Here is a 24,513-nt window from a genome sequence, read left to right on the forward strand (position 1 = left end):
GCGCTATATAGCGGTTCAAAGCAGGATTTATCAACGCCCTTGGAGAAATGATGATTTTCATCCCCGCAGTTCCCCCAGCCAATCAATAAAAATTAAGAGAAGCCGCTAGGACTTACACACTGACAAAATGTTTATATTTTGTATAACTGCCCCTAGAGGCGATCGCTATTTCCAGAGCCGACAGAATTAAGTAAAAATTACTCAAGTTGTCATTGGGAGCAGAAACATTAGACATCTCCCCAAAAGCTGAATCACCTACTGGGACACAATTGTGCAGAATATTCACAGCCAGTGGACTTCACCTCGATTTGACGACAGCATCAAGATGAGAAGCAATTCTACTTCTCTACTGCTGTTGCTAAACCTTCTGCTTTTTGGGCGAGCGATCGCAGCTTTGACGAACTGATTGTATGCGCTTGTGAGAGTTGCTGAATTTCGTAAGGGTTAATTGTGATGCTGGCGGACATCTGTTTCACCTCTCAATAGTGTTGTTATTGTACCATTTACAAAACTCATCTAACATTTGTCAGGGTTGATAAAATGTAATATTGTCCCTTTTTTCAATGCTCTTGTAGCGATATTTTTCGCAAATGGTATTACTTTTTTACAAATCCCGATGAGTAAACCCCTTAGCATCTTTCCCTACATAACTAGCCGCAATATGGCCATCTCCAACAACTCGATACTTATAGGTAATCAACCCCTCTAAACCGACAGGCCCGCGAGGCGGCATTTGCTGCGTGCTAATCCCCACTTCTGCACCGAAACCGTAGCGGAAACCGTCGGCAAATCGAGTCGAACAATTGTGATAAACTCCGGCCGCATCGACTCCATTTAAAAATGTTTCGGCGGTTTCGCTATCTTCGGTGACAATCACATCTGTATGTCGGGAACCGTAGGTATTGATATGGTTAATTGCCTCTTCCACAGAATCTACTATTTTGATTGACAAAATTAAATCGCTGTATTCTGTAGACCAATCCGCTTCATTTGCTTCGGCAATATTTTCGAGGATGGCGCGAGTTTTTTCGTCTCCCCGCAATTCAACTTTTTTCTGCTGCAAAGCTGCGGCAACAGCGGGCAGAAATTTGGGGGCGATCGCACTGTGAACTAACAAAGTTTCAATGGCATTGCAGGCGGCTGGATACTGGGTTTTTGCATCGACAGAAATCTCTACTGCTTTCTGAATATCCGCTGCTTTGTCTGCGTACAAATGACAAATGCCGTCGGCGTGTCCCAAGACGGGAATTCTCGTATTTTCCTGTACGAACCGCACGAAGGAATTAGAACCTCTGGGAATAATCAAATCTACATATTCATCCATTTTCAGCAGTTCGATTGTTTCTTCCCGCGTGGTCAGCAACTGCACGACTTCTGGATTAACCGCAGTTTCTGCTAATGCTTTGTGAATTATTTTTGTCAAGATTTCGCAGGAACGAACAGCTTCTTTGCCGCCTTTGAGAATGACGCCGTTTCCCGATTTGATTGCCAAGGATACTATCTGAATTAAAGCTTCGGGGCGCGCTTCAAAAATAATGCCTAAAACGCCCAAAGGACAGGTGACGCGCTTCAGAATTAATCCTGTATCCAATTCGCGGTGAATTTGCACGGAACCTACGGGATCTGGGAGTTTCGCAACATCTCTCACGCCCGCGATCGCACTTTTCAACTTGCTCTCATCCAACTTGAGGCGATCGTACAGCGGTTTCGCAATTCCATCAACCTCAGCCGCCTTGCAGTCAGCAGCATTCGCCGCCACAATATCCGGCGCAGCAGCTTCTAAAGCTTTAGCTATAGCCTCAATAGCTTGATTTTTGGTATCAGCGGGCAAAACTGCCAATTTTCTAGCAGATACGCGCGTTTTTTGGGCAATTTCAATAATAGACATGGCAGTAAGTTTTAAATAGTTTTGATTGTTGGGTTTTGAATTTTGAGTTGTGAATTGAATCCGCACAAATAAATTTCTGGGCGGTTTTCAGTCTTAACAATTCTAGAAGAAATTCTATATTTTTGTTGAGACACCTTACAGCAATCCGCATTCACAGGTTAAAACAGTGAAGTATAGATAAAATCCCACGGTCATTTCCATTTGTCAATAACCTTAGGAGATTATTATGTCATCTCACGCCCCTTTACGCAAGGCAGGGCGAGCCGCCAAAGCCGGGGTTAAACTGATACAGAAAACTGGGGGAAACCTCGTTTTAGCTTCCGGCGTCACCATCAGCCTGCTGTTTGGTATGGTGTTAGCGCTATCTTTAGCCTCTGTTTTGATTCTCAACAGTCCCGATCCAGTTACCGGATTGGCGATCGCACTTCCAATAACTCTGATTTTTAACATCGCTACTTTTTTCCTATCGCCTTACTTGATGGACTTAACCCAAAATTGGCTCTACAATACTCGCTGGGTTTCCCTAGCAGAAATTGAAAGCCTAAGTCCCGAAACAGCGAAAGTTATTCAGAAGGTTTGCAAGCAGAAAAAACTCTCTTCTCCGCGTTTAGGAATTATCGACGACCAAAACCCTACTGCTTTTACTTACGGTTCATTTCCCAACAGCGCTCGCTTAGTCGTCAGTCAAGGTCTTTTCACCTATTTAGACGACGAGGAAATTGCCACTGTTTACGCCCACGAACTCGGTCACATCGTCCACTGGGACTTTGCAGTAATGACTTTAGCTTCGACTTTAGTGCAGATTACTTATTTAATTTACACTACAGCTCAAAGGCTGGGTCGAAGTGGTGGCGACAAAGCTAAAGATGCGGCCGGTACGGTAGCTGCTGTTGCTTATTTGTTTTACATCGCCGGCACTTATTTATTGCTGTATTTGTCGCGGACGCGAGAATATTTTGCCGACCATTTTGCAGCCGAAACAACCGGAAATCCCAATGCTTTGTCTCGCGCTTTGGTAAAAATTGCTTACGGTATTTTGGAAGAAGGACAAACAGCAACAGAACCCAGCAGCTTATTAGAAGGAACTCGCGCTTTAGGCATTTACGATGCCAAAGCTGCCACATCTACCGGCTCTGCTTACAGGATTTCTTCGGAACCAGAAAAGATTGGGCGAGTGTTTTTGTGGGATATGTTTAATCCGTGGGGTTGGTGGATGGAGTTGAACTCGACTCACCCGCTGACTGGTAAACGAGTTCGCGCTTTGAGCACTTATGCCGAACAATTAGGCTTGGATGTTGAGTTTGACATGGGCCGGATTGTCGGCGAAGGCAATCTTTTGAGCAAGCGGAAATTGTACGGAAATTTTGTGTTCGATGTGCTGCTGTACAGTGCAGAAACTCTGGGGTTAGCGGTGGGTTTTGCGATCGGCATTTCCCTGTATGCTGTAAACCCGATGATGATGGTTGCTTGTCCTTTAATCGGTTTGGGTACGGGAATTTTGCTCAAGACTCTGGTGATGTTCCCGAATTACCAACAAGCAGAACGCTTAGATATTTTAACCTTAATGTCTGACCCTTACGCAAGTCCTCTGCGGGGTCAACCGGCGCAGCTACAAGGCGAATTAATTGGTCGCGGCGATGCGGGTTATGCGTTTGGTTCTGATTTGAAATTGCAAGACAGAACGGGAATGATTTATCTGCGATATGCTTCTCGTTTTGGGCCACTTGGTAATTTTATGTTTGGTATGAAACGAGTTGAAAGTTTGATTGGGATGGATGTTAGCGCATTGGGTTGGTTCCGCCGGGGTGTTGCACCTTGGATGGATTTGATTCAGCTTGAAAGCGATAGCGGTACGACGGTTAAGAGTTATCACCGCTTCTGGTCTTTTGTGATGGGTATCGGTGCGATCGTTCTTGGTATTGCGGCGCTATTTGTTTCATTTCCAGCTTGAAAGTTGAACAGAATAAAGTCCTCACTATAAATAGGTTCATAGTGAAGACTTTATTCGTCTTAAGTCAGGGTTAATGACTAAAGCATTCGTGTCCACTTAAACTGTTGACTGATTGACCTCTTCCTAAGTAGAATCCCTGGATGTTAAACCAGGGGCTTAACTGATGACTGAGGAATGTGAAGTGGTTTAGCTGATTTGAATTCCGGTGTGGAAGACAATTGCTTCAGATCGATAAATACCGAAAATTGGCTGGTATCCAACAAGCCGGAATTAGGCTGTTTTTTCTTCTGCCATTTTTGACCGATCGCACAAATATTGCACATGATTTTAGCTCTTTTTGATGATATAATAGTTGTTCTGAATGTCATGAGCCAGCCGCTTGATTTCAACGCTGCTAAACCCAGCTTCACTCAACATTTGCAGCGCTTTTTCTTGACCCCACATGGTGCCCAATCCCATGCCGCCATAGGCTAAAGAAACTGTCATGCAGTGCATACAAGAAATGGTGTAGAGTAACGGCGCAATGGGATGCTCTAGATTACCGCCGACATCCGTTGTGGCGCGGATATCTTGCATCAAGTAAACGCCATCGGGACGCAACGCTTTGTAGATGTTTTGCAGTACAATATCGGGTCTGGCTTGATCGTGAATTGCATCAAATGTGGTGATCCAATGGTAGCGATCGCATTCATCCAATGTTGTGGCATCCTTGACCTCAAACTGGATATTGCTTAATTGCCGCAGTTGGGCTTCGGTGTTGGCATGGGCAATGGCTTCTCCCGAAAAATCATAGCCTGTGAATCGGCTATTCGGAAAGGCGACCGCCAGCTTGTTGAGTGCTCGTCCGCTGCCGCAGCCGACATCCAATACATCAATGCCTTGCTGCAACGCTTCGGTAAGTCCAGGAATTAGTGGCAGAATGTGATCAAATAACGCCGATACCACGGTTTGACCGCTATCTTCTGCCATCACCGCGTGAAAACGTTTGAACTCGGAGTAAGGCACACCGCCGCCTTTGTAGAAACAATCGATAATTTGATCCTCCACCGAACCTAACAGCGGAATGTATTGAGTAAAGGGGGCAATGTTGTCTGAAGCCGCAGCCCGTGTCAGGAATGCTGCATATTCTGTCGGCAAAGTGTAGGTTTTGTCGATCGAATTATAATCCACTAAGCGACCCGTTACCATTGCACCCAGCCACTCCCTCACGTAACGTTCGTTCAATCCGGCAGCATCGGCAATTTGTTGACTCGTAGAGGGCGGCAATTCTGCCATTGTGTCGAACAGTTCGGTGCGATGCCCGATCGAAATCATCACTGCGAGTGCGCCGCTGTTGAGAATGTCCAGCATCCGTTCGGCGAATGCTTCTGCTTTGGTTCGATCGAATGTTTGTGTCATCATAATTTAATGGTGATGGTATTCAAAAGTTTCTATTTGGAAGATTTGATTTTGGCAGGGATTATATCGTTGACGGTTGTTTCTGAACGATTTAACCGCAGAGAACGCAGAGAACGCAGAGTTAGAGAATAGAGATACGCATCTGTTCTTGCACCCATTTTTCAAACAGTTCGCGCAGCAAACGTTGACGAATGGCTACATCGAACTGCGCCGGAATCAATGTTTCTAATCTGACAATTACCAGCCATTCTTCTATGCGGATAGGATGCCAAAGCTGACCGGGCCCGCTTATCGTCAACAGATGCGCCAAATTCGGGTGGATTGTGCCGAGTTCTGCCGGGCCAAGAATCCCATTGACTTGAGCTTCTGGGCCTTGGGAATACTCGCGCGCCAGTTCGGCAAAGGATTGCTCTTTTTCTTGAATCCGAAAATACAGTTCGCGCGCAATTTCTGCGTCTTTAACCCGAATCAAAGAATAGATGACTCGATCTAGCGATCGCTTGCGTTGCAGAAAATATGACTCTAGTTTGTGATGCCAAGTTTGGTGTTTGAATTTCTCAATTTTCAGCAGTCGCGGAATGAAAACAGTCTCTAAAAATTCCCGACTCATCCCGTGCTGTTTTAGCCAAATCTGTTGTGTGGTTTCGTCGATCAGTTGATTTTGTTCGTAGAACTGCTGGCGGACATTCGCGATTTCTTCAGCGGTGCAATCGATGGGGGCGATCGCTTCATCAATGATGCTCTCGCGGTATAATTGGGGCAGCATTTGGTAGCTGGCAAGTCGAGGAACTATCTCCTCCCCAGAGAAGGTGCGATTGCGGATTTGTAATAAAACTGCGGTCATAGCTGTCTGGCTTCAATTAAAGCCATTTGAACGAACAATTGATAGGTAAGGTGCACAGTGTGCACCCTACAGATAGAGTTTTTACATCCAGGAATTTCTAGTTGGGAATCGGAGTCAAGGTAACAGAGTAATTAGTGTTACCTGTGAATTGAGAGGCTTGAAGATAGTAGTTAGTTGCAGGAGCCAAGTTTTGGACAAATCCTTCGGAAATAGTGCCTCGCTTAACGACACTTCCAATTACCTCACCTGCATCGACGGCGCGATTGTTGTTTTTGTCTTGAATCAATCGGAGATCGGCATCAGCGCTGAGATTATTGAGACCAAAGTGATAAAATCCCTGGGTATTGACAGCGAGATGGATAGTATCGGTGGTGTCGGTGTTACCCACAGAACCTTGATGAGTTCTTGGTTTGTCGTTGGAAAAGACGGCACCGAAATCATCTTCTACGGCGAGGACTTTGCTGGGTGTTCCGATCGCGTCAGCCGATACTCTCAAATTGTAGGGAGTATCGTTGAACGCACGGTTCCGATTGACTTGCACCACGTAATTGCCTGCATCAACATCAGCAACTGCTGAGGACAAGTTGATTACTTCATCCAAACGCAATCGATCGGAAATAGCAATTTGCTTATCGTTACCATCAACTAAGCCATTGCCATTGAAATCGCGAAATAGTTGAACATTCAGATCGTCGGTCATACCAACCAGCCCAAGGTTGATATTTTTATCGCTATCCAGACGGAAACTGTAGGTGTCTTTGCTGTTGAGATTACTGATAGTGCGGCGCGGAACTACTACGGCACTATTAGATGGCAAGATACCAAGGTCAAATTCAGCCATTTTATTTCTCCTTAAAGTGTAAAGGGATGAGTTAATTTGCTGGTTGTTTGATTAACTTGATATCAATCTAACGAGGCGATCGTTCCGAAAGCGTTCCGAAAGCGTTCTCGAAGCGTTCCCAAAGCATCCAAGCGCGATCGTCCGCGCGAATTCAAGGTTTGAGAACTTCCGCACACCAAACGCGATCGAAGGGAATTCCAGCTTTACCGTGGGCTTCTCGAATCATTTCGGCATCGGGCGCGTTCAGTTCGCACACCACGCGAGTTTTATCCAGCGACGCATAGGAACGCACCCATTCAATACCCCGTTCCTCATAGGAGGCTAAAATTAATCGATTGGCTTCGTTCCACTCTTCATCGGTAAAGCCATTCGGATAGCTTCTCTCCCACACCTTGAGGATTGGTTCGTTCCATACAGGTGGCACACCTTCAGGTTCAATAACTTGGGCTGTCCAAACCTTGCTAAACCCAACATCGGCTTGGCGGTAAGCTTGTCGCACAGACTCTGCATCTGGTGCCTCAAAGGTGCAAATCATGCGATCGCGATCGGCTGATAGTAAAGAGTAGCACCACTTGGCATTTCTTGCCCCAAGACAATCCAAAACTCGCGTATCAGCTAACATTTCTGCGGTTATGGGTCGATCGGTCGTTGTTTCAACTTTGATGAGAGACATAATTACCTCACAAAATGTAAAATGCGATCGCTATTAGATCCCCGACTTTTTTAATCAGTCAAGGATCTGGGTATTCTATTTTAATTCAAGCACCTTGCGGATATAAGCTGGAGCAGGATGGCGTCCTGTAATCCCTTCGTGGTCGTAAAAGTTTTCGCTGACAAACTTCGGGTCTAGAATTGCCTGGGCTAAGTCCTTAGAGAATAGAATGCACTCTGTATGCAGCCCAGCCCCGTTGCAATAGTTGCCAGATAGATAAAAAGTGCGATCGTGTAAAACATCATCGTACAAATCACTGCCGTTTTGCGGGGGGTTCCAGTTACCAATCTGGTTGAGTTGAATGTAGCGTTGCGCCTCTAGGGCTTCCTGGGTAAACTTGCAATGCAGGAATGTTGCCCGCGCTACTTCGCCGTTAGTTTGCGACAGGATGTGTTCTCTAAAATCTTGGCTGCTCGTAGTTAGCGGATTCACTGTAACGTAAAAATCTTTTGCATTTTCTTCACCCAACTGCGGTTGATGTTTGTTCGCTGAATAAGTCATGTGATAGGGCTTGAACATCCCATCAAATTTGGCCCAATCCGGCCATTCAACTTGCTCCGAGTTCAAAGCATAGTTGTGGTAATCGTATATACGCACGTTGTAAGCGCAGATGAAGTCCCATATGGGCGGAACTTGATTCGGGTCATCGTTTGCATAAACTACGCAAGGTACATAGCGAAATGCTTTGGTTTTTTGCAGGAGTTTGTTTGAGTTGAAGGTTAGCGAGTCTGCGATCCGTTCTACTTGATAAGCTGGAGTGCAAAAAACTACTTTATCGTAATAACTAGACTCTCCATAATTAGAGTAGACATAGGCTCCTTGTCCGTGGCTGCATACTTTGATACCATCAATTGCTAACTGTATATTTACCCGACAGTCGTGGATGAGCTTTGCCGCGAGAAATTCCAGCCATTTCTGACAGCCTTGGTTGAAAAACTTGCGTTCCTCGTCTTTGTCTGGGCGATCGGGATCTAAACCCAAACCCTCCTGAAGTACATAGTAGTGCGATACCAACCACATCGGCATATCCAGTACCGGAGGTCGCCCCATCGGACTTTCTTCATAAGTGAAGAACATGGCGTTGATACGCGGTAGCAAAGCTAGCTCAACGAACGGCTTGTATTTGATGTCTGTAAAATATTTATGGATAAACTGCTTAACAGTGATTTTAAATGCAGAGGGGTTGTTCTCGTTCTCGGCGTACCATTGCTTCAGGAATTTCTCAAAGTCCTGGAAACCTTGTTGTATTTTGTATTGTGTGTCATTGTCTAGATTATGAACAGAAATATCGCCATTATTAGAAACTTTGAAGCCATAAGTATCTTCTGGGGTTGCACCGTAAGAGAAAAACGAAGCTTCATTCACCAGTGTCCCTACATACTCGTTTTGGGGTAGACCAATTTCTTCCCAAAGATCCAGCATGGCATTATAGGTATTAATGTTAAAGTCATTAACTCCCATATCTACCCATGTATTGGGGCGATCGAGTCGTGAAAGATCGAGTTCTTGAGTTAGGGCATTTCCCCCAACGCGATCGGCTTGTTCGTAAACAACAATCTCTATGTTTCCCTTACTATATTTGTGCAGGTAATAAGCAAGAGAAAGACCAGAGACACCGGCGCCAACGATCGCAATTTTCATACTGAACCTCTAGATGGATGATTTTTAATTTACCATTAAAAGTTCAATTTTTTCTAATTTCTGCCGAATCTCCTGCACGGGTTGGGCGGTGAGAAAAGTTTGTTTGATTTGTTCGGATTGCAATCGCGATCCTGTATCTTCAACGAGTTGCAAAGCTTGGCGATAAGCTGTCACTGCTTTCTCAGTTTGTCCGCATTGAGAGTGTAAATCTCCCATAGCTGTATAAGTTTTCCAGAGTTGGGGAGGATTACCGAGTTCTTCGGCAAGCGCGATCGCTTTTTCTAAGCATTCCTGCGATCGTTCAATATTACTTTGAGCGAGGAAGGCTTGACCCATTAACCGCCACCCTTTGACGATATTTTTGCGGGTTTTTGTCGGTTCGGCTAGCTGTAGGCACTCCTGGGCTAACCTCAGCCCTGATTCTGCATCTCCCTGTATCAATCGCAATTCGCCCAAGCTGTGACAGCAGTGCTGCAAGTACCGCCACTTCATCCATTCTTCGCCCCACTTCCCGGATTGTTGGGAATCGCGATAAACCATCAGTAACAAAGATTCGGCTGTAATTAAATCTTCTTTCAGCAGATAGCAATCCCCCAAATTTATCGCGGCATTGCGAATAATTTCTGGGTCGCCTATTTTCCAAGCAGACTGCAATCCATCTTGATTGTATGGGATAGCTGTTTCTATGTTGTAAAGTTCGCTGTACAGCCAACCTAAAGTATTGAGGATGCGACTTTTCCAAACTTTGTCACCGAGGCGATCGCTTAATTTTAATGCCGTTTCCAAGTCAGAAAACGATCCTTCATATTTACCCTTACCGCAGCGAGTAATTCCTCTTTCCCACAAGTTCATCATCCAGACGAGGAGGATATTGTCATCTCGGCCAATTGCGACTCCCCGATCGCCTAATTGGTGTGCGGGTTCGTATTCTCCTTTCCAGTTATAAACTAGACCCAGCATAAAAGTATTCAGACCTTCCTGAATTTTATCACCAGTCTCCTGACTCCAATTTATTCCTTGAGAAAAACAACCAAAAGATTCATCTAGCTTGGCCGTCACGCCATAGATGTAGCCCATGACAAATTGGCTGGCGGCTAGCATACTTTTGTAGTCGATTTCTAATGCCAAGTTATAAGCTTGTTGGGCATATTCGAGGGCTGGCTCGAAGTCATGGGCCCAGAACAAACCATACCCGATGTTGTAAAGCGCTTCTGCTTCCTTCTGTCTGTCACCTCGACGGCGACAGACTTCCAACATATTTTGATACGCAGCAATTGAAGGCTGGAATTCACTCAGGAGAAAATGAACTTGTCCCACTCCTGCATAAATCGAAATTAAAGTATTGTCATCTACAGAATTTCCCAGTTGTTCGCAAACCGTTAAGGCTCGCTTGTAATGAGATAGCGCTTCAGGATTAACATAAGCTTGCTGTGCTTTTTGTCCGGCTTTAACCAAATAATCCAGTGCTTTGTCCCAGATTTCTGCCTGCTCGTAATGATAGGCGAGAATCTCATAATATTCTGGCATATCGTTACCATAATGTTGCTCGTACCAATCAGCCACCCGTTGATGTAACGATCGTCGCTGGGCAAACAACATCAGGTTGTAAGATACTTCTTGAGTGATGATATGTTTGAAAATGTAAGCTAATTCTGGCTCTGGTGTCATCAGCGGTGTCAGATCGAAGACTGCCAGTTGTTTTAGATACTCTGTTAATTGCTTTTTATCTGCTTCGATGGGGTGAACTTCTTGCAATATTTGTAAGCCAAATGTGCGTCCGATCGCACTCGCTACTTTTAAGGTAAGCTGCATGGAAGGAGAAAGGCGATCGATGCGACTGGTAATCACCCCCTGAACCGTATTTGGCAAGTTCAAACTGTCTAAATCAGAGACTCCGGGTGGGAGGTTACACTTACCGTCTCGAATCACAATTAAATCGGCATCACGCAGCGCATAAGCGATTTCTTCGCTGAAAAAAGGATTTCCCTGGGCTTTTTGAGCAATTAAATTGGTGACTGATGGCGGTAGGGTGTTTACTCCCAAACGCTGACACACGAGTTGCAATGTATCTGACTCATCTAGTACCTGCAATTTTAAATGCTGGGTGTGCGGAGATTGGAGTAATTGCAGGTAGTCATCGGGTGGTTTTTCTGTCAGAGGACGCGTGGATATCGTTAATAGTAAGTGTTGAATTTGTTGGCTGACTTGCAATGCGAGTGTCCAAGAAGCAGAATCTAGCCAGTGTGCGTCCTCTAATACCAAGAGTTTGGGCGATTTACGAGCAGCAATTTGTAAAACTTCAACTAAAAACTTGTGCGTTTGATCGGCCCGTTCTTTGCCGCTGAGAGATGCGGTCATCTCAGTTTCTGGGAAATCGAAAGGTAGCACGATATTAAGCAATGGTGCCAACTCTAAAATCTCCGGTTTTTCTGCCAAAATTTCTAAAACTTTTTGGTGGTTATTGCTTGAGTATTTTTGGTTAGCTGTTTCCTGTTCTCGATCGCTTGTTGGTTGTTGAATTTCTAGATTGTTTTTGTCTTCTAAGTCTAAATTGAACACCTGACTGAAGACTTTGCGCCAAACATAGTAAGGGGTAGATTTTTCAATCGCATCCGCATTTCCGAATAAAATCTCTAGTTCTTTCTCCCGCGCTGCTGCGATAAAATCTTCTACTAACCGAGATTTACCAATACCCGGTTCGCCGGAGATAATTAAAACTCCACTAATATTGTTTTCTAAAAAAGCTTGTAGTTGAAATGCCAGTTGCGATCGCTCAAGAGCGCGACCGACCATCTGACTCTGGTATTCTAAAGTTGTATGACTGGATTTAGCTGCGATCGACTGACCCGTGGGACGATAAATTTTAATTGGGTGGGCTTTGCCTTTAACTCGAATTGGTTCTAAAGATTCAAACTGCCAACTCTTTTGGGCTTCCCGATAAGTCATCTCATCGCATAAAATCTCGTTACTTGCAGCTTGCATCAATCGTGCCGAGAGGTTCACCACATCTCCCAATACGGTATATTCCCGTCGGCATTCGTTACCCACAGTCCCGCAGTAAACTCGACCTGTGGTGACACCAATCTTGGAATCAAAACCCAGACTCCGCAATCTCACTTGTATCGCTTGTGCTGCCTGGACACCTCGTACAGCATCATTTTCATGAGAGATTGGCGGCAAACCAAAAGCTGCGATCGCTACCAAACCCTTATCATCCATCATCACTTTTCGCAGAGTCCCTTCATACTGAAACAAGACACTCTGGATAGTCTGGGTACAGGACTGAATCTGTTTTAAAGCCGCTGGGGTTAAGTCTTTTACTGGCGGTAATCCGATAAACAATACGGTGACTCGGCGCAGTTCCGACAGCCACTGGCTTTGTCCTGCATCCAGTCGCGCTAGAATATCTGGGGATATATATCCCCGCAAAGCGTTTACCATTTCTGGCATTAAGATTGGGCAATTGGGATTGGAGAATTGAAATGGGGGAATTGGAAATTGGGCAGAGGAATTGTCAAGTTTTCCTGGTGTTAATAAGTTCTTTTCCTCTACTCCGAAATCACTCCCAAATTGTTCTTCTGCCCCCTTTTTCAACTCATTCAATCTCACAACTCCCGACTCTAGGAGAGTCCCTTCGCAGTAATGTTGAATCAGCGTCCAACCTTCAGGGGAAATACAGGCTTCGCCAGATTTCGCTTGAACTTCAGCTAGCGCCATTTGATTCAGAGGTTGACCAGCGACTAAATATTCCCAAGATCCGTTTACCCCACCAACGTGCAGACTCATTAAATCTCCTGCTGCAACACCGATATGCAGGGTAAGACTAACGTCTCCAGCAACGTAATGGCTGAGTTTTTTGAGAATTGCCAAGCTACACTCAGCAGCGCGGTAAGTTGCTGTCACCAGTGACTCGTCCGTGGCGGGCCAAATCGCCAACATGGCATCTCCAGCAAACTGAATGATATCGCCACCGCGATCGGTAATCAGTTCAATCAGTTGTCCAAAATAGGCGTTCAGATGCTTGGTTAGTTCTTCTGCACCATCAGGTCCGCTTTGGGCTAGGCGTTCGGTGAGGGCTGTGAATCCAGAAATATCGGTAAACAAAACTGCCGCTTTTAAGTGTTCTTGCAGCGGTGTTGGTAAGATTTCTGAGTGGACTGCGATCCGTTTGAGTAGACTCTTGGGCGCATAGCTGGCCAAAATTTCTTCGAGTCCAAGCATATAGAGTGTTTTAACTGATGTTCTAGTTTTGAATTGCTTTTAGATGCACCCTTAATATCTATTTTCACCGTCTATGGCGATTGTAGCAGACCTGAATCTTGCTAGAATCCATTACAGATATTCCCGTACATTGTCCGAAACAATTGTGACTGTAACAATTGTGACTGTATAGAAAAATTTGCTAGGCAAGATTTTGAGTTGAGTGACCTCAATAAAGATGCTGGCGGGCGATCGTAACTTTAGAGAATGTCAACAGTCAACAGTCAACAATCACCTGACGGTGTTACCGGAATTAATATCAGATCTGTTCGATCGCCCGATCGACAGCAGTGCGGGCGCGGAAACTCAGCGCAGGACGATCGATGCGATCGCGCAGCGATTCAAACAGCGCGATCGCCCCTTCTCGATCGCCCAAACCTAAAGCACCCTCAATCAAAATTGCCCAAGCCAGAGCAATCTCGCTGGGATGATCGACCATCTGAGCGGCTTCTAAAGCAACTTCAGCGCGGGCTGTTGCCAAAAGAGGTCGATCGCACTCTAAATCCACTTGAGCCGCCCCAATTAGCACGTAAGACAGCATCCGTTTGGCATCCACCTGCTGCAAAGTCGCGATCGCCCGCTCCAAAGCAGCATCGGCTTCAGTTTGCTGAAGCTGATAGTTTGCTAAAGCTAAAAGTGCATTGGCGATCGCACCTTCACTACCTTCGCCTTTAATTTTGGCTCCGACGATCGCCATTTCGTGACAATAAGGCAATGCCGCCGCCGGATCGCCCGCTTCGAGTTCCGTCATCGCCAAATAGCTGAGGTTATAACACTCGCACCAGCGATCCTGCTGGGCCGCGGCCAATCGCCACGCCTGTTGCCACAAAACTCGCGCTTGGGCATAGTTCCCGTGATGGCGCTGTACGGCACCGAACCCTTGGTCAATTCCGATGTTCTTCAAACCAACTCTCTCAGCCAGGGACTGCGCCTCTAGCAACAATGCTTCTGCCCGCGCCATTTCCCGTCCAATTTCCGCCAAGCAAGACCCGCCATAGGCCAGCAATCGCACGGCAGTAGCTGGACTGGATGCCCGACTTACCTCTGCTGCGCGCAGCGAGTGTTGATGAACGTTAGCGAAGTTGCTGCGATCGAAATGCAGGATCACCAATGCCTCAAGTCCCGTGGCTTCTGCTTCTTCTAAACCTAGAGCATTGGCTTCATCGATTAAGCGGTGCAGCTCGCTGTCGAGTTGAGAGACTCGATCGCCCGTAACGCCTGCGATCGCGCTAACCCGCAGCAATTTTAAATGCAATTGAATGCGAGTGCGATCGTCAAGTCCTTGACACTGCTCGATCCCAAGCTGAGCTAGGTCGGACGCCTCGGTGTAGGCAAACAATTTCAGGCAGCGTTCGGCGGCACAGAAGGCGCTAGACGCTGCTAATTCTCGATCGCCCCCGATGGCCGCGTGACGGGCAATATCGCCAGCCCATGCGCCGTCTGGTGTGGAGAGTTGATTCAACTTATGGGCAATTTGCAAATGTATCAAATGGCGGCGCGGTTGTGACAACTGCCGGTAGACAGCCTGACGCACAATATCGTGAGCAAAGTCATAGCCCATTTCGTCACCGAGAGAGGCGCTGGGACGGATAATGGTTTGTTGTTCGAGCTGTTCGATCGCCATCAGCAATTTCGGCAGCGGATAGTCTGCCACATGAGCCACGGCTGTCGGTTTGAAGCTCCGCCCCAATGCAGCGGCCCAAGGCAAAAATTCGCGAGCCATGTCATCTAATTGGTGGAGGCGATCGCGGATCAAAGCTTCTAAATTATCAGCATGAGTAGACCGATCCTGGGACAATGCCCGGGCAACTTCCAGCGCAAACAGGGGATTCCCCCCACTATCGATAAATACGCGATCCACCGCTTCTTTCGATAGCTCTAACGGATTAACCGCTTGCTGTCTGCGAATCAGTTCAGCCGTTTGTTCTCGATCGAAAGGATGCAATTCCAGCGTTAGCAGCCGTCGCTCTCGTCTGAGTGCCTGCACCACCCGCGAGATGCCCGCATTCTCCTCTAGTTCCCTGGAACGCCCGGTGCAGGCGAATAAAATCGGCTTATGACTCAGCAAGCGGATGGCGTAGTGCAGCAATGCCGATGAAGCTTCATCGATCCACTGAATGTCATCCAGAATGACGATTAACGCAGCCTCACTGGCAGATTGAGCCAGCAATTGTACCACCGCATCAAACAGATGACTGCGATCGGGCGGAGCTTTCCCAGGTTGAGCGAGCTCTGGGAGCAAGAAACCTAGCTCCGGCGGAATGTTGAGGGCGGGGGGAATAACGATCGATCGCAAAGCATCAATCCAGATACCGTAGGGTCGCACCATCTCGGCCGCAAATCCGCGTCCCCACAGCACTTGCACCGCCTGTGCCGTGGCTCGCAGCTCTTCCAGCAAGCGAGTTTTGCCGATTCCGGGTTCGCCGGCGAGCAAGAGCACTGGCGATGCCTCAGCGTTAGCGTTCGCGCCGCAGTTCGCAAGCAGTATCGGCTTTGCCCACTGCTGAATCAATGCCCATTCGCGATCGCGTCCCACTAGAGGCGACAAAGCTAAAGGTGAGGGAAACAAATTCGTTTGGGGTGGCCCAGCGGAGTGAGACGAGGGTTGAATGTCGGGCGCTGCGTCTTCCAGCAACAGTTGCTCGTAGAGCTTGCGAGTGATCGCACTAGGGTCAACTCCTAGTTCCTCGCGCAGCAAAGTCATGCAGCGGTGGTAGACTTGCAGTGCATTGGCGCGATCGCCGTTCAAATGGTGCGATCGCATCAAAGCTGCGTAGCTGGTTTCGTGCAGCGGATCGATCTCCAGTAAGCGCTGTGCAGAGCGGATTGCAGCCCGATAATCACCCTGAGCTTCCGACAGGCGAGTCAGAGATTCGAGTGCGTGGAGCAATTTCTGTCGCAGGTGTTCGCGTTCTGGAAAAATCCACTCATCCTCACAACTCGGCAGCAAATCACCGCCGTAAAGTGCGATCGCTTGCTCCCAGGCTGTTCTGGCACCGTTAACATCTGCGGCTCGTTCCGCTGCTTCTGCGGCGGCGAATGCCCGTTCAAACTCAGCCACATCCAGCACGAAAGGCGCATGGGGATGCCATTGCAGGGTTTTGGCATCCGCCAGCAGGTAGCGATCGGCATCGGGGAGTCCCTGACGCAGGTGATGCAATTCCCGGCGCAAGTTGGTGCGAGCTTGGGCCTCGGTTGAATCGGCCCAGAATTGAAAGGCAAGCCGCTGACGGGTTTGCGGGATATCGCGATGCAGTACCAGGTAAGCCAACAAAGCTTGCGGGCGCTCTGCGGTGACACCGACAACGGGTTTGTCTGCACAGGAAAGGCAGAATCCGCCTAGTAGTTTGATATCTAAGGTAGAAAGCATATAGCTGGATATTATTTGTGATTTTAATCCATTCTCCGGCGTGTTAACTTCAGGAATGTCCGCAGGTGGCGATCGCAAATTGAACAGTTCGCGATCGCAACAACCCGGTTTCTTCACGTAATTTGGTCGTATACGCTCGATCGCGACAAGGAGAAACCGGGTTTTTTTGGGTAGCGTGCGATCGCGAACTGTTGAAATGACATTACTATGTTATCCGCGCGGCGGTCTGTTTGAAGCCACACTTTTGTATTTTTAATATAAATGTGAAATAGATGCGGTACGATCTATTTCACTACCGCTCTCAATCAATGCAATTAACAAGGCAAACATGACCGCCAAAATTGCTACCCTCAGCCTCTTGTTTATAGTTTTTACTCTAGCATTTAGCAACAGGTCTTTCCAAAATTCTCTGTTAAAACTTTTCTCTGACAGCAACTCTACCAACGAATCAACATCGGGATTGACAAAGTTAGCCGCAAAAACGAAAAACCAGGACCCAAAAAATACCATGCAACGTATTCTCTATGACAGCGCACAATTAGAAAAACTAGCTAGCGATTTCCAATTTATAGAAGGCCCGATTTGGCATCCAGACGGCTTTTTGCTGTTCAGCGATATTCCCGCCAATATTATCTATAAATTCGCTTCAAATCAGCAAGTTGAGGTATTTCGCCGCCCTTCGGGAAAAGCCAACGGGAATACTTTAGACAAAGAAAACCGCTTGCTTACTGCCGAACACGAAAATCGCCGCGTATCCCGCACAGAAAAGGACGGCAAAGTTATCACATTGGCGGATAGATACGAGGGCAAGCGGCTCAACAGTCCGAACGATTTGGTTGTTAAATCCGACGGCAGCATTTATTTTACCGATCCGTCCTACGGTGTTAGTAAAGAGCAAGAAGAATTGGGTTTTTACGGTGTTTACAGGCTGGCACCAGACGGAAAATTAACTCTGCTGGTTAAGGATTTGGTGCTGCCGAACGGCCTCGCATTTTCACCAGACGAGCAAAAACTTTATGTCAACAATTCGGAAGCGGGATACATTGCCGTTTTCGATGTAAAACCGGACGGAACTGTTACAAATGAGCAGCTTTTTGCGGAGTTAAAAGATGCTAGCAAAAGCGGAGTTCCCGACGGTTTAAAAGTTGATGTAGAGGGGAATGTTTACAGTACCGGGCCGGGGGGAGTGTGGATTTTTTCGCCGGATAGCAAGCTTTTGGGGAAGATTTCTGTCCCTGAGACGGCGACTAATTTGGCCTGGGGAGAAAGCGATCGCAAAACGCTTTATATTACGGCAAGTAAAAGTCTTTATCGGATTCGGCTTAAAATTGCGGGCGTGGGGGCTGGAAAATGAGCGAAAATCGGGCGGAGTTGAAAGTAAAGCGGTTTTTATTAGGGGTAATTGACCGGGCATGATATAATCTTAGGTTTGAGAATCAGTCCTTCCCGATTCTTTAATCTCAAATCTCCAATCTCAAATGGTATTAATAGCTCGGTTGCACAAATTTCTGACTGCTACAGTCGATCGCAAATCCCGATCGCGCACAATATTTTGGTTGACTTTGAGCTTGACATTTGCTGCACTTTATGCTATTTTAGGACTCAAGCAAGTCTTCAGCGCCGAGTATATGGTGCAAGACGATGCGAGGCAGCACGTTTTCTGGATGATGCGGTTTGTCGATCCTGAATTATTCCCCAACGATTTCATTGCTAATTATTTTCAATCAGTCGCCCCCGCAGGATACAGCACGCTCTACAAATTAGCAGCAACACTTGGCATTCACCCGCTATTTTTTCACAAAATATTGCCGCTATTTCTCGGCTTAATCTCCACCTATTACTGTTTTTGCCTTTGCCTAGAAATGCTGCCAGTGCCGATGACTGGATTTATTGCATCTTTGCTGTTAAATCAGCATATGTGGATGACCGACGATTTGGCTTCCACAACGCCAAGAGCTTTTATCTATCCGATATTCCTTGCTTTTTTATATTATTTGTCGCGCAGTTCGCTGCTGCCTTGTTTGGGGGCGATCGCCCTGATCGGACTATTCTATCCTCCTTATGCCTTGGTTGCTGCCGGAATTTTAGTTTTGCGCCTGCTATGCTGGGAAAACGGCGGTTTGCGCTTGTCGGGCGATCGAACTAATTACCTATTTTGCACTACAGGTTTGGGAGTAATCTTTTTAGTAATGCTGCCCTATGCCTTAGATAACTCTGAATTTGGCCCAACTTATACCGCAGCAGAAGCGAAGCAAATGGCCGAATTTGCCCCCAACGGCAGAAATGCTTTTTTTCGGCCAAATCCGGTAGATTATTGGTTGACAGGGCGGGGCAGCGGGATGTTTCCCAAGTCGCTGTTTACGCCTGTAACTCACTGTGTCGGATTGTTATTTCCGCTGCTGCTGTTTTGGCGATCGGCCTTTCCCTTAGCAAATCAGATTCAAAGCAAAATCTGGCTTTTGCTTCAGCTATTTTTAGCATCCTCGGCGATGTTTTTTGCTGCTCACGCCACCATTTTTAAGCTGTATAACCCAGGTCGATATACTGCCTACAGCTTGCGATTTATTGTTTTTTTGATAACTGCGATCGCCCTAACGTTAATCATTGATGGAGTCGGTCATTGGGCATCAAAAACCGCAACAACATTTCAGTTAAAAAATCAAGTTGCCCTAATGACGACAGCGATTATCGCTGTCGCAGTGGTGCTTTATCCATGCTTGGTGGAAAAATTTCCCACAGTCGGATATATAGAAGGTAAAATGCCGGCTTTGTACAAATTTTTTGAGCAACAACCTAAAGATATCCTGATTGCTTCGATCGCGGCAGATACGGATCATTTGCCAACATTTAGTCAGCGTTCGGTTTTGGTGGCAAAGGAATATGCAGTGCCTTTTCATAAAGGCTACTACAGCAGATATCGGCAGCGAGTTAGGGATTTAATTCGCGCTCAGTACACTCCCGATCGATCTGTATTGCAAAACTTCATTAATAGCTATGGAGTTGATTTTTGGATGCTCAATCGCAATGCGTTGACTCTTCAGTATTTAGAGGATTACGGCTGGCTCGATCAGTTTGATACTACACAAGAGGCGATGCTTTCTTTCAAACAAGGGAAAATTCCCGCCTTAGCTTCAGCAATCACAAGTTGTACTGTTTTTCAAAATGAAGTTGTAGTGGTTTTGGATGTGTCTTGTATTGTGAAAGTGACTGGTAGTTAAGATGAAGCAGAGCAAGCAACGGAGGACACGGCATTGCCGTGTCCCACCCCAATAATCTGGAGAGGACACGGCATTGCCGTTTCCCTACCTATGGCCCGATTAATTGTAGTAGGGAAACGGCACGGCGCCGTGTCCTGACTGTGGGTAATGTTAATTCCGATGCCACCGGATTTAATATGACTGGGAACCTGAAAAAAATCGGTTTTCTTGACTAAAAATCTCGGTTTTCCGGTTGCACCGGAGGCAAAAAACCCGGTTGGCGACCCTAAAATTAGTAGTTTAGTGATTTCTAGTGACAATCCCGCTGCGATTGCCACTCCCGATCGGTGATTTTGCGGATATGGTGCAATTAAATAATCTCCTAAATCAAAGGTGAATAGAGATCCGGGGTCAGGTTGGTAGAGAATGAAAAGTGCATAAAGGCTCGATCGCAAATTATCTCTTCAACAAAAACATGGCAACACTTTACGTCAACCCGCAAACAGGCAGCGATTCCGCAGCCGGCACTCAATCGGCTCCATTCAAAACGATCGCCCGCGCGATCGCCCGCGCTGCATCGGGAACTGCGATTCAGTTATCACCGGGAATTTACAGCGCTGCTAGCGGCGAAAAATTCCCCTTGGAAATTCCCTCGGGAGTAAAAGTTATTGGCAATGAAGCTAACAAAGGTAGAGGCATTCTGATTCAAGGCAGCGGCAAATTTGTAAGTCCCACCTCTGCAGGTCAAAATATCACTATACTGCTAGCAACCGAGGCACAATTGCGCGGAGTAACTGTTACCAATGTGGAGATTCGCGGTACGGGAGTCTGGATTGAGTCAACTGCTCCGACTGTGGCTAACTGCACTTTCACTCAATGCAAGCGCGAAGGCATTTTTGTCACGGGCAACGCTAATCCTGCGATTCTCGACAACATATTTATGGAAAACTCAGTGGCTGGCGTAATTACGGCGGGAACTGCTAAAGGAGTAATACGGCGCAATATTTTTCAAAAGACGGGTTTCGGCATTTCTCTGCAAGCTCAGTCGGCTCCTTTGATTGCTAATAACCAAATTTTGGAAAATCGCTCCGGTATAGTTTTAGCGGGGGAATCTAAGCCGATTTTGCGCAAGAATCGCATCGAAAAAAATACCGAAGACGGTTTGAATGCGGTGGGGAAGTCGCTGCCAGATATTGGTACGGCTCAAGATTTGGGCGGCAATATTTTTCTGAATAACGGTGAATTAGACTTGCAAAACGCGACTGGGGTTAAGATTTCTGCGGTGGGAAATCAGCTCAATCCTTCGCGGGTGAAAGGTTTATTTGATTTGGGCAATGTGACGACGCCAACTCCGACTCCTGACGGGCTAAAGTTCAGCGACATCAGCACGCATTGGGCTAAGGATTTTATCGATCGCTTGGCAAAGATGAATATTGTTAGCGGGTTTCCCAACGGCACTTTTCAACCTTACGAGATCGTAACTAGATCTCAGTATGCGGCTGTGTTGGCGAAGGCGTTTGAATTGGTGCCGCGCCGTGAGGCGACGGTTTTTAAGGATGTGGCGGCCGATTTTTGGGCGCAGGGAGCGATCGCCCAAGCTAATCGAGCTGGCTTTTTGGTGGGATACCCCGACAGCACGTTTCGCCCGGAACAGAATTTGACTAGAGTTCAGGCGATCGTATCTTTGGTAAACGGCTTGCAGTTGGCGGGCGGCAACCCCAATTCTTTGAGCGTTTATGTCGATCGAGCTCTGATTCCCAGTTTTGCCACCGACGAGATAGCAACCGCCACAGAGCGCAAAATCGTGGTCAACTATCCCGCGCGCGAAAAACTTTCCCCCGCCCGCGACATCACCCGCGGCGAGATATCCGCCCTCATCTACCAAACTCTGGTAGCCACAAAGCGGGCCGAGCCAATTAACTCTCCCTACATCGTCTGAGGGAATTGGGAGACAAGGGAGAGGAGAACTTGCGGTACAAAGAACCCACATCTTGCACCATTCTCGATTAACAGGGAAGATGCCTGTGAAGCCAAGAGTAGATTTTCTTGTGGGGTGGGCAGGAGAGCCCGCCCTGAAAGGATTATTGAGAATGGTGCAATATCTCAGAAGAACCAACCCATATCCCCTCGCACTTGTCTCCGATTGCCTCACTCTCACTCACTCTCACCCACTCTCCCAAGTCTTGATTTGCGAGTACCCGAATCGTTTTATGATTAAACATTAAGAAATTAAGCAATCCTTAAGGTTCGACTGTCAGATTATGGCTAAAATTCAATTTTCTCGGGGTATAGACGAAGATGCTGTGCCCGAAGTGCGCCTAACCCGTTCTAAAAGCGGAGAGCAAGGCACTGCCACGTTTATCTTTGAAAATCCCAAAGCTCTCAGCAGCAGCAGTACCGAAGACATTACTGGAATGTACATGATCGACGACGAAGGCGAAATCCTCACTCGCGAGGTTAAGGCTAAGTTCATCAACGGTCAGCCTGCGGGTTTGGAAGCTCTTTATCTAATGAAAAGTCCCGCAGAGTGGGATCGATTTATGCGTTTCATGGAACGCTACTCGGAAGCAAACGGCTTAGGATTTAGCAAGGCATAATGGGTAGTTGGTAATTGGTAATTGGTAATTGGTAATCCGCCGATCGCCGGTTGCCGGTTGCCGATTGCTTAGAACGAAGAAACTATGACGCAAATTCCTCACCCCGACTTATCTAAAATAACCGTAAATTGCGCTATCATTACTGTTAGCGACACGCGCTCGGCTGAAACAGACACTAGCGGCTTGTTAACTAAGAGGCTGCTAAAAGATGCGGGTCACTCTGTGGTAGCTTACACTGTTGTTAAAGATGATGCGGCCAAAATTGTATTGCAAATGCAGGCGTTTTCCCAGCGTGAAGATGTGGATGCAATCATTTTTAACGGCGGCACGGGCATCGCTCCCCGAGATACGACTTATGATGTGATGGAGAGTTTGCTCGACAGGATTTTACCGGGATTTGGGGAGATATTTCGGTTTTTGAGCTATCAAGAAATTGGTTCCAGGGCGATCGCCTCTCGCGCCGTTGCAGGCGTGTATCAAGGCAAGTTAGTCTTTTCTCTTCCGGGCTCTAGCAATGGCGTGAAACTAGCTGTGGAAAAGCTAATTTTACCTGAATTAGTTCACTTGGTGACGCAGTTGCGCGGTGGGTGAGAGCGAAAGTTCGGTTAATTGACTGACAATCAAGCAATATGGGCAGTGGGGAGTCGGGAGTCGGGAGTCGGGGAATGTGGAATTATTGACCTTGACTTGATCATCCCCCTCCTACCGGAAACGATATGAGGTCGCTTTCTTCAATTTCTTCAATCTCTTCAATCTAAAATCTAAAATCTAAAATCTAAAATCGATCGACTGGCTGCATTCACCGCAAGAAACGGGTGGCTTTGAGCCTACTCTGTGGCTAAAGTGAGGAAACATCAAAATTCCTTTGACTTAGACTAGATGATTTCGATGAAAAATGCGAGTGTCTGTGCTAGCGAAGATTATCACCGGATTGCTGGGGCGATCGCCTTTATGCGACAACACCACCTAAACCAGCCCACTCTGGCAACTGTGGCCCAACACATAGGACTGAGTGAATATCATTTTCAACGGCTATTTACTCAATGGGCCGGCATTAGCCCCAAGCGGTTTTTGCAATATCTGACAGTTGAATATGCCAAGTCAAAAATCACTCAGACTAAAAGCCTTCTGGACCTAACATTCGACGTGAGGCTATCGAGTCCTGGACGATTGCACGATTTATTTGTGAACTTAGAAGCAATGTCACCTGGGGAGTTCAAAGCAGGCGGAGCAGGTTTACAAATTCGCTATGGCATTCACGATACCCCTTTTGGCACATCTCTAATCGCGACAACTGCTCGCGGTATTTGTAATCTTTATTTCTTGGAGACAACAGACGAACAAACCGCCGCACAAAGACTGCAATTGACCTGGAAAAAAGCTGAAATTATCCGCGATGAGCAAACCACTCAATCATTGCGTGACCTGATTTTCAATTCAGAAACTCTCAGCGAGCAAAAACCGCTAACGCTGTTGGTAAAAGGCACTAACTTTCAGATTCAAGTTTGGCGGGCACTTTTGCAATTGCCATTTGGTGCGATCGCAACTTATCAGACTATAGCTCAAATGGTAGCACGCCCAACTGCTGCTAGAGCTGTAGGAAATGCGATCGGTAAAAATGCGATCGGCTATCTAATTCCGTGTCACCGAGTCATTCGAGAATCTGGAGAACTCGGTGGCTATGGCTGGGGAGTAGAGCGTAAAATAGTCATGTTAGGTTGGGAAGCTAGCCGTACAATCTGCGATTGATTATCCTTTTCGTTTGTTTGCGCGGCAATTATGAACCGCCCGGTGCGAACCCGCACGCCGAGTGG

The 24,513-nt window shown here is 46.9% G+C and carries 18 protein-coding genes; 7 read left to right on the forward strand and 11 right to left on the reverse strand.

Features of this window, described 5'->3' with window-relative positions; all coding sequences use genetic code 11:
• Positions 1-338: 338 nt before the first annotated feature.
• On the reverse strand, positions 339-467 hold the full coding sequence (locus tag QUA99_RS06510) for a hypothetical protein (protein ID WP_333239245.1): 129 nt from the start codon (positions 465-467) through the stop codon (positions 339-341).
• Positions 468-604: 137 nt separating this feature from the next.
• Complete coding sequence (locus QUA99_RS06515) at positions 605-1,888, reverse strand: glutamate-5-semialdehyde dehydrogenase (protein WP_333239243.1); 1,284 nt, start codon at positions 1,886-1,888, stop codon at positions 605-607.
• Between the two features lie 226 nt (positions 1,889-2,114).
• Here QUA99_RS06515 and QUA99_RS06520 point away from each other — a divergent pair, with 226 nt between their 5' ends.
• Positions 2,115-3,839, forward strand: coding sequence for a zinc metalloprotease HtpX (locus tag QUA99_RS06520; RefSeq protein ID WP_333239241.1), 1,725 nt, complete (start codon positions 2,115-2,117; stop codon positions 3,837-3,839).
• A gap of 143 nt (positions 3,840-3,982) precedes the next feature.
• Here the strand turns inward: QUA99_RS06520 and QUA99_RS06525 are convergent, their stop codons facing one another.
• The 8 genes from QUA99_RS06525 to QUA99_RS06560 form a co-directional block, all read right to left on the reverse strand.
• Complete coding sequence (locus QUA99_RS06525; RefSeq protein WP_333239239.1) at positions 3,983-4,162, reverse strand: hypothetical protein; 180 nt, start codon at positions 4,160-4,162, stop codon at positions 3,983-3,985.
• Between the two features lie 4 nt (positions 4,163-4,166).
• The gene (locus tag QUA99_RS06530) at positions 4,167-5,240 is read right to left on the reverse strand and encodes a class I SAM-dependent methyltransferase (RefSeq protein ID WP_333239237.1); all 1,074 of its coding nucleotides are present in this window, start codon (positions 5,238-5,240) and stop codon (positions 4,167-4,169) included.
• Positions 5,241-5,358: 118 nt separating this feature from the next.
• Complete coding sequence (locus QUA99_RS06535) at positions 5,359-6,081, reverse strand: peptidylprolyl isomerase (protein WP_333239235.1); 723 nt, start codon at positions 6,079-6,081, stop codon at positions 5,359-5,361.
• 97 nt (positions 6,082-6,178) lie between these two features.
• The gene (locus tag QUA99_RS06540) at positions 6,179-6,922 is read right to left on the reverse strand and encodes a hypothetical protein (RefSeq protein ID WP_333239233.1); all 744 of its coding nucleotides are present in this window, start codon (positions 6,920-6,922) and stop codon (positions 6,179-6,181) included.
• A 151-nt stretch (positions 6,923-7,073) separates the two neighbouring features.
• Positions 7,074-7,595 (reverse strand): DUF4242 domain-containing protein, encoded by a 522-nt coding sequence (locus QUA99_RS06545; RefSeq protein WP_333239231.1) that lies wholly within the window; start codon positions 7,593-7,595, stop codon positions 7,074-7,076.
• 75 nt (positions 7,596-7,670) lie between these two features.
• Complete coding sequence (locus tag QUA99_RS06550; protein ID WP_333239229.1) at positions 7,671-9,275, reverse strand: FAD-dependent oxidoreductase; 1,605 nt, start codon at positions 9,273-9,275, stop codon at positions 7,671-7,673.
• Positions 9,276-9,299: 24 nt separating this feature from the next.
• Entirely contained in the window at positions 9,300-13,496 is a 4,197-nt protein-coding gene (locus QUA99_RS06555; RefSeq protein WP_333239227.1) for a tetratricopeptide repeat protein, read from the reverse strand.
• Positions 13,497-13,794: 298 nt separating this feature from the next.
• Complete coding sequence (locus QUA99_RS06560) at positions 13,795-17,022, reverse strand: BTAD domain-containing putative transcriptional regulator (protein WP_333239225.1); 3,228 nt, start codon at positions 17,020-17,022, stop codon at positions 13,795-13,797.
• Positions 17,023-17,413: 391 nt separating this feature from the next.
• Here QUA99_RS06560 and QUA99_RS06565 point away from each other — a divergent pair, with 391 nt between their 5' ends.
• Both QUA99_RS06565 and QUA99_RS06570 read left to right on the forward strand, forming a co-directional pair.
• On the forward strand, positions 17,414-18,259 hold the full coding sequence (locus QUA99_RS06565) for an SMP-30/gluconolactonase/LRE family protein (protein WP_333239223.1): 846 nt from the start codon (positions 17,414-17,416) through the stop codon (positions 18,257-18,259).
• 124 nt (positions 18,260-18,383) lie between these two features.
• Positions 18,384-20,123 carry a hypothetical protein gene (locus QUA99_RS06570; RefSeq protein ID WP_333239221.1) on the forward strand — a complete coding sequence of 580 codons (1,740 nt, stop codon included), beginning with the start codon at positions 18,384-18,386 and terminating at the stop codon, positions 20,121-20,123.
• Here QUA99_RS06570 and QUA99_RS06575 read toward each other — a convergent pair.
• A complete protein-coding gene (locus tag QUA99_RS06575) occupies positions 20,120-20,557 on the reverse strand; it encodes a hypothetical protein (protein ID WP_333239219.1) in 438 nt (145 codons plus the stop codon). The genes QUA99_RS06570 and QUA99_RS06575 overlap by 4 nt on opposite strands.
• 20 nt (positions 20,558-20,577) lie before the next feature.
• Here QUA99_RS06575 and QUA99_RS06580 point away from each other — a divergent pair, with 20 nt between their 5' ends.
• From QUA99_RS06580 to QUA99_RS06595, 4 genes are all read left to right on the forward strand, one after another.
• The gene (locus QUA99_RS06580) at positions 20,578-22,041 is read left to right on the forward strand and encodes a DUF1565 domain-containing protein (protein ID WP_333239218.1); all 1,464 of its coding nucleotides are present in this window, start codon (positions 20,578-20,580) and stop codon (positions 22,039-22,041) included.
• A 322-nt stretch (positions 22,042-22,363) separates the two neighbouring features.
• Positions 22,364-22,699 carry a photosystem II reaction center protein Psb28 gene (gene psb28 / locus QUA99_RS06585; RefSeq protein ID WP_333239215.1) on the forward strand — a complete coding sequence of 112 codons (336 nt, stop codon included), beginning with the start codon at positions 22,364-22,366 and terminating at the stop codon, positions 22,697-22,699.
• 84 nt (positions 22,700-22,783) lie between these two features.
• The gene (locus QUA99_RS06590) at positions 22,784-23,290 is read left to right on the forward strand and encodes a MogA/MoaB family molybdenum cofactor biosynthesis protein (RefSeq protein WP_333239213.1); all 507 of its coding nucleotides are present in this window, start codon (positions 22,784-22,786) and stop codon (positions 23,288-23,290) included.
• Positions 23,291-23,587: 297 nt separating this feature from the next.
• Positions 23,588-24,448: a methylated-DNA--[protein]-cysteine S-methyltransferase gene (locus QUA99_RS06595; protein WP_333239211.1), complete on the forward strand. Its 861-nt coding sequence runs from the start codon at positions 23,588-23,590 to the stop codon at positions 24,446-24,448.
• The last annotated feature ends 65 nt before the right edge of the window (positions 24,449-24,513 follow it).

The sequence above is a fragment of the Microcoleus sp. F10-B2 genome, assembly GCF_036704965.1.
Lineage (GTDB): Bacteria > Cyanobacteriota > Cyanobacteriia > Cyanobacteriales > Microcoleaceae > Microcoleus.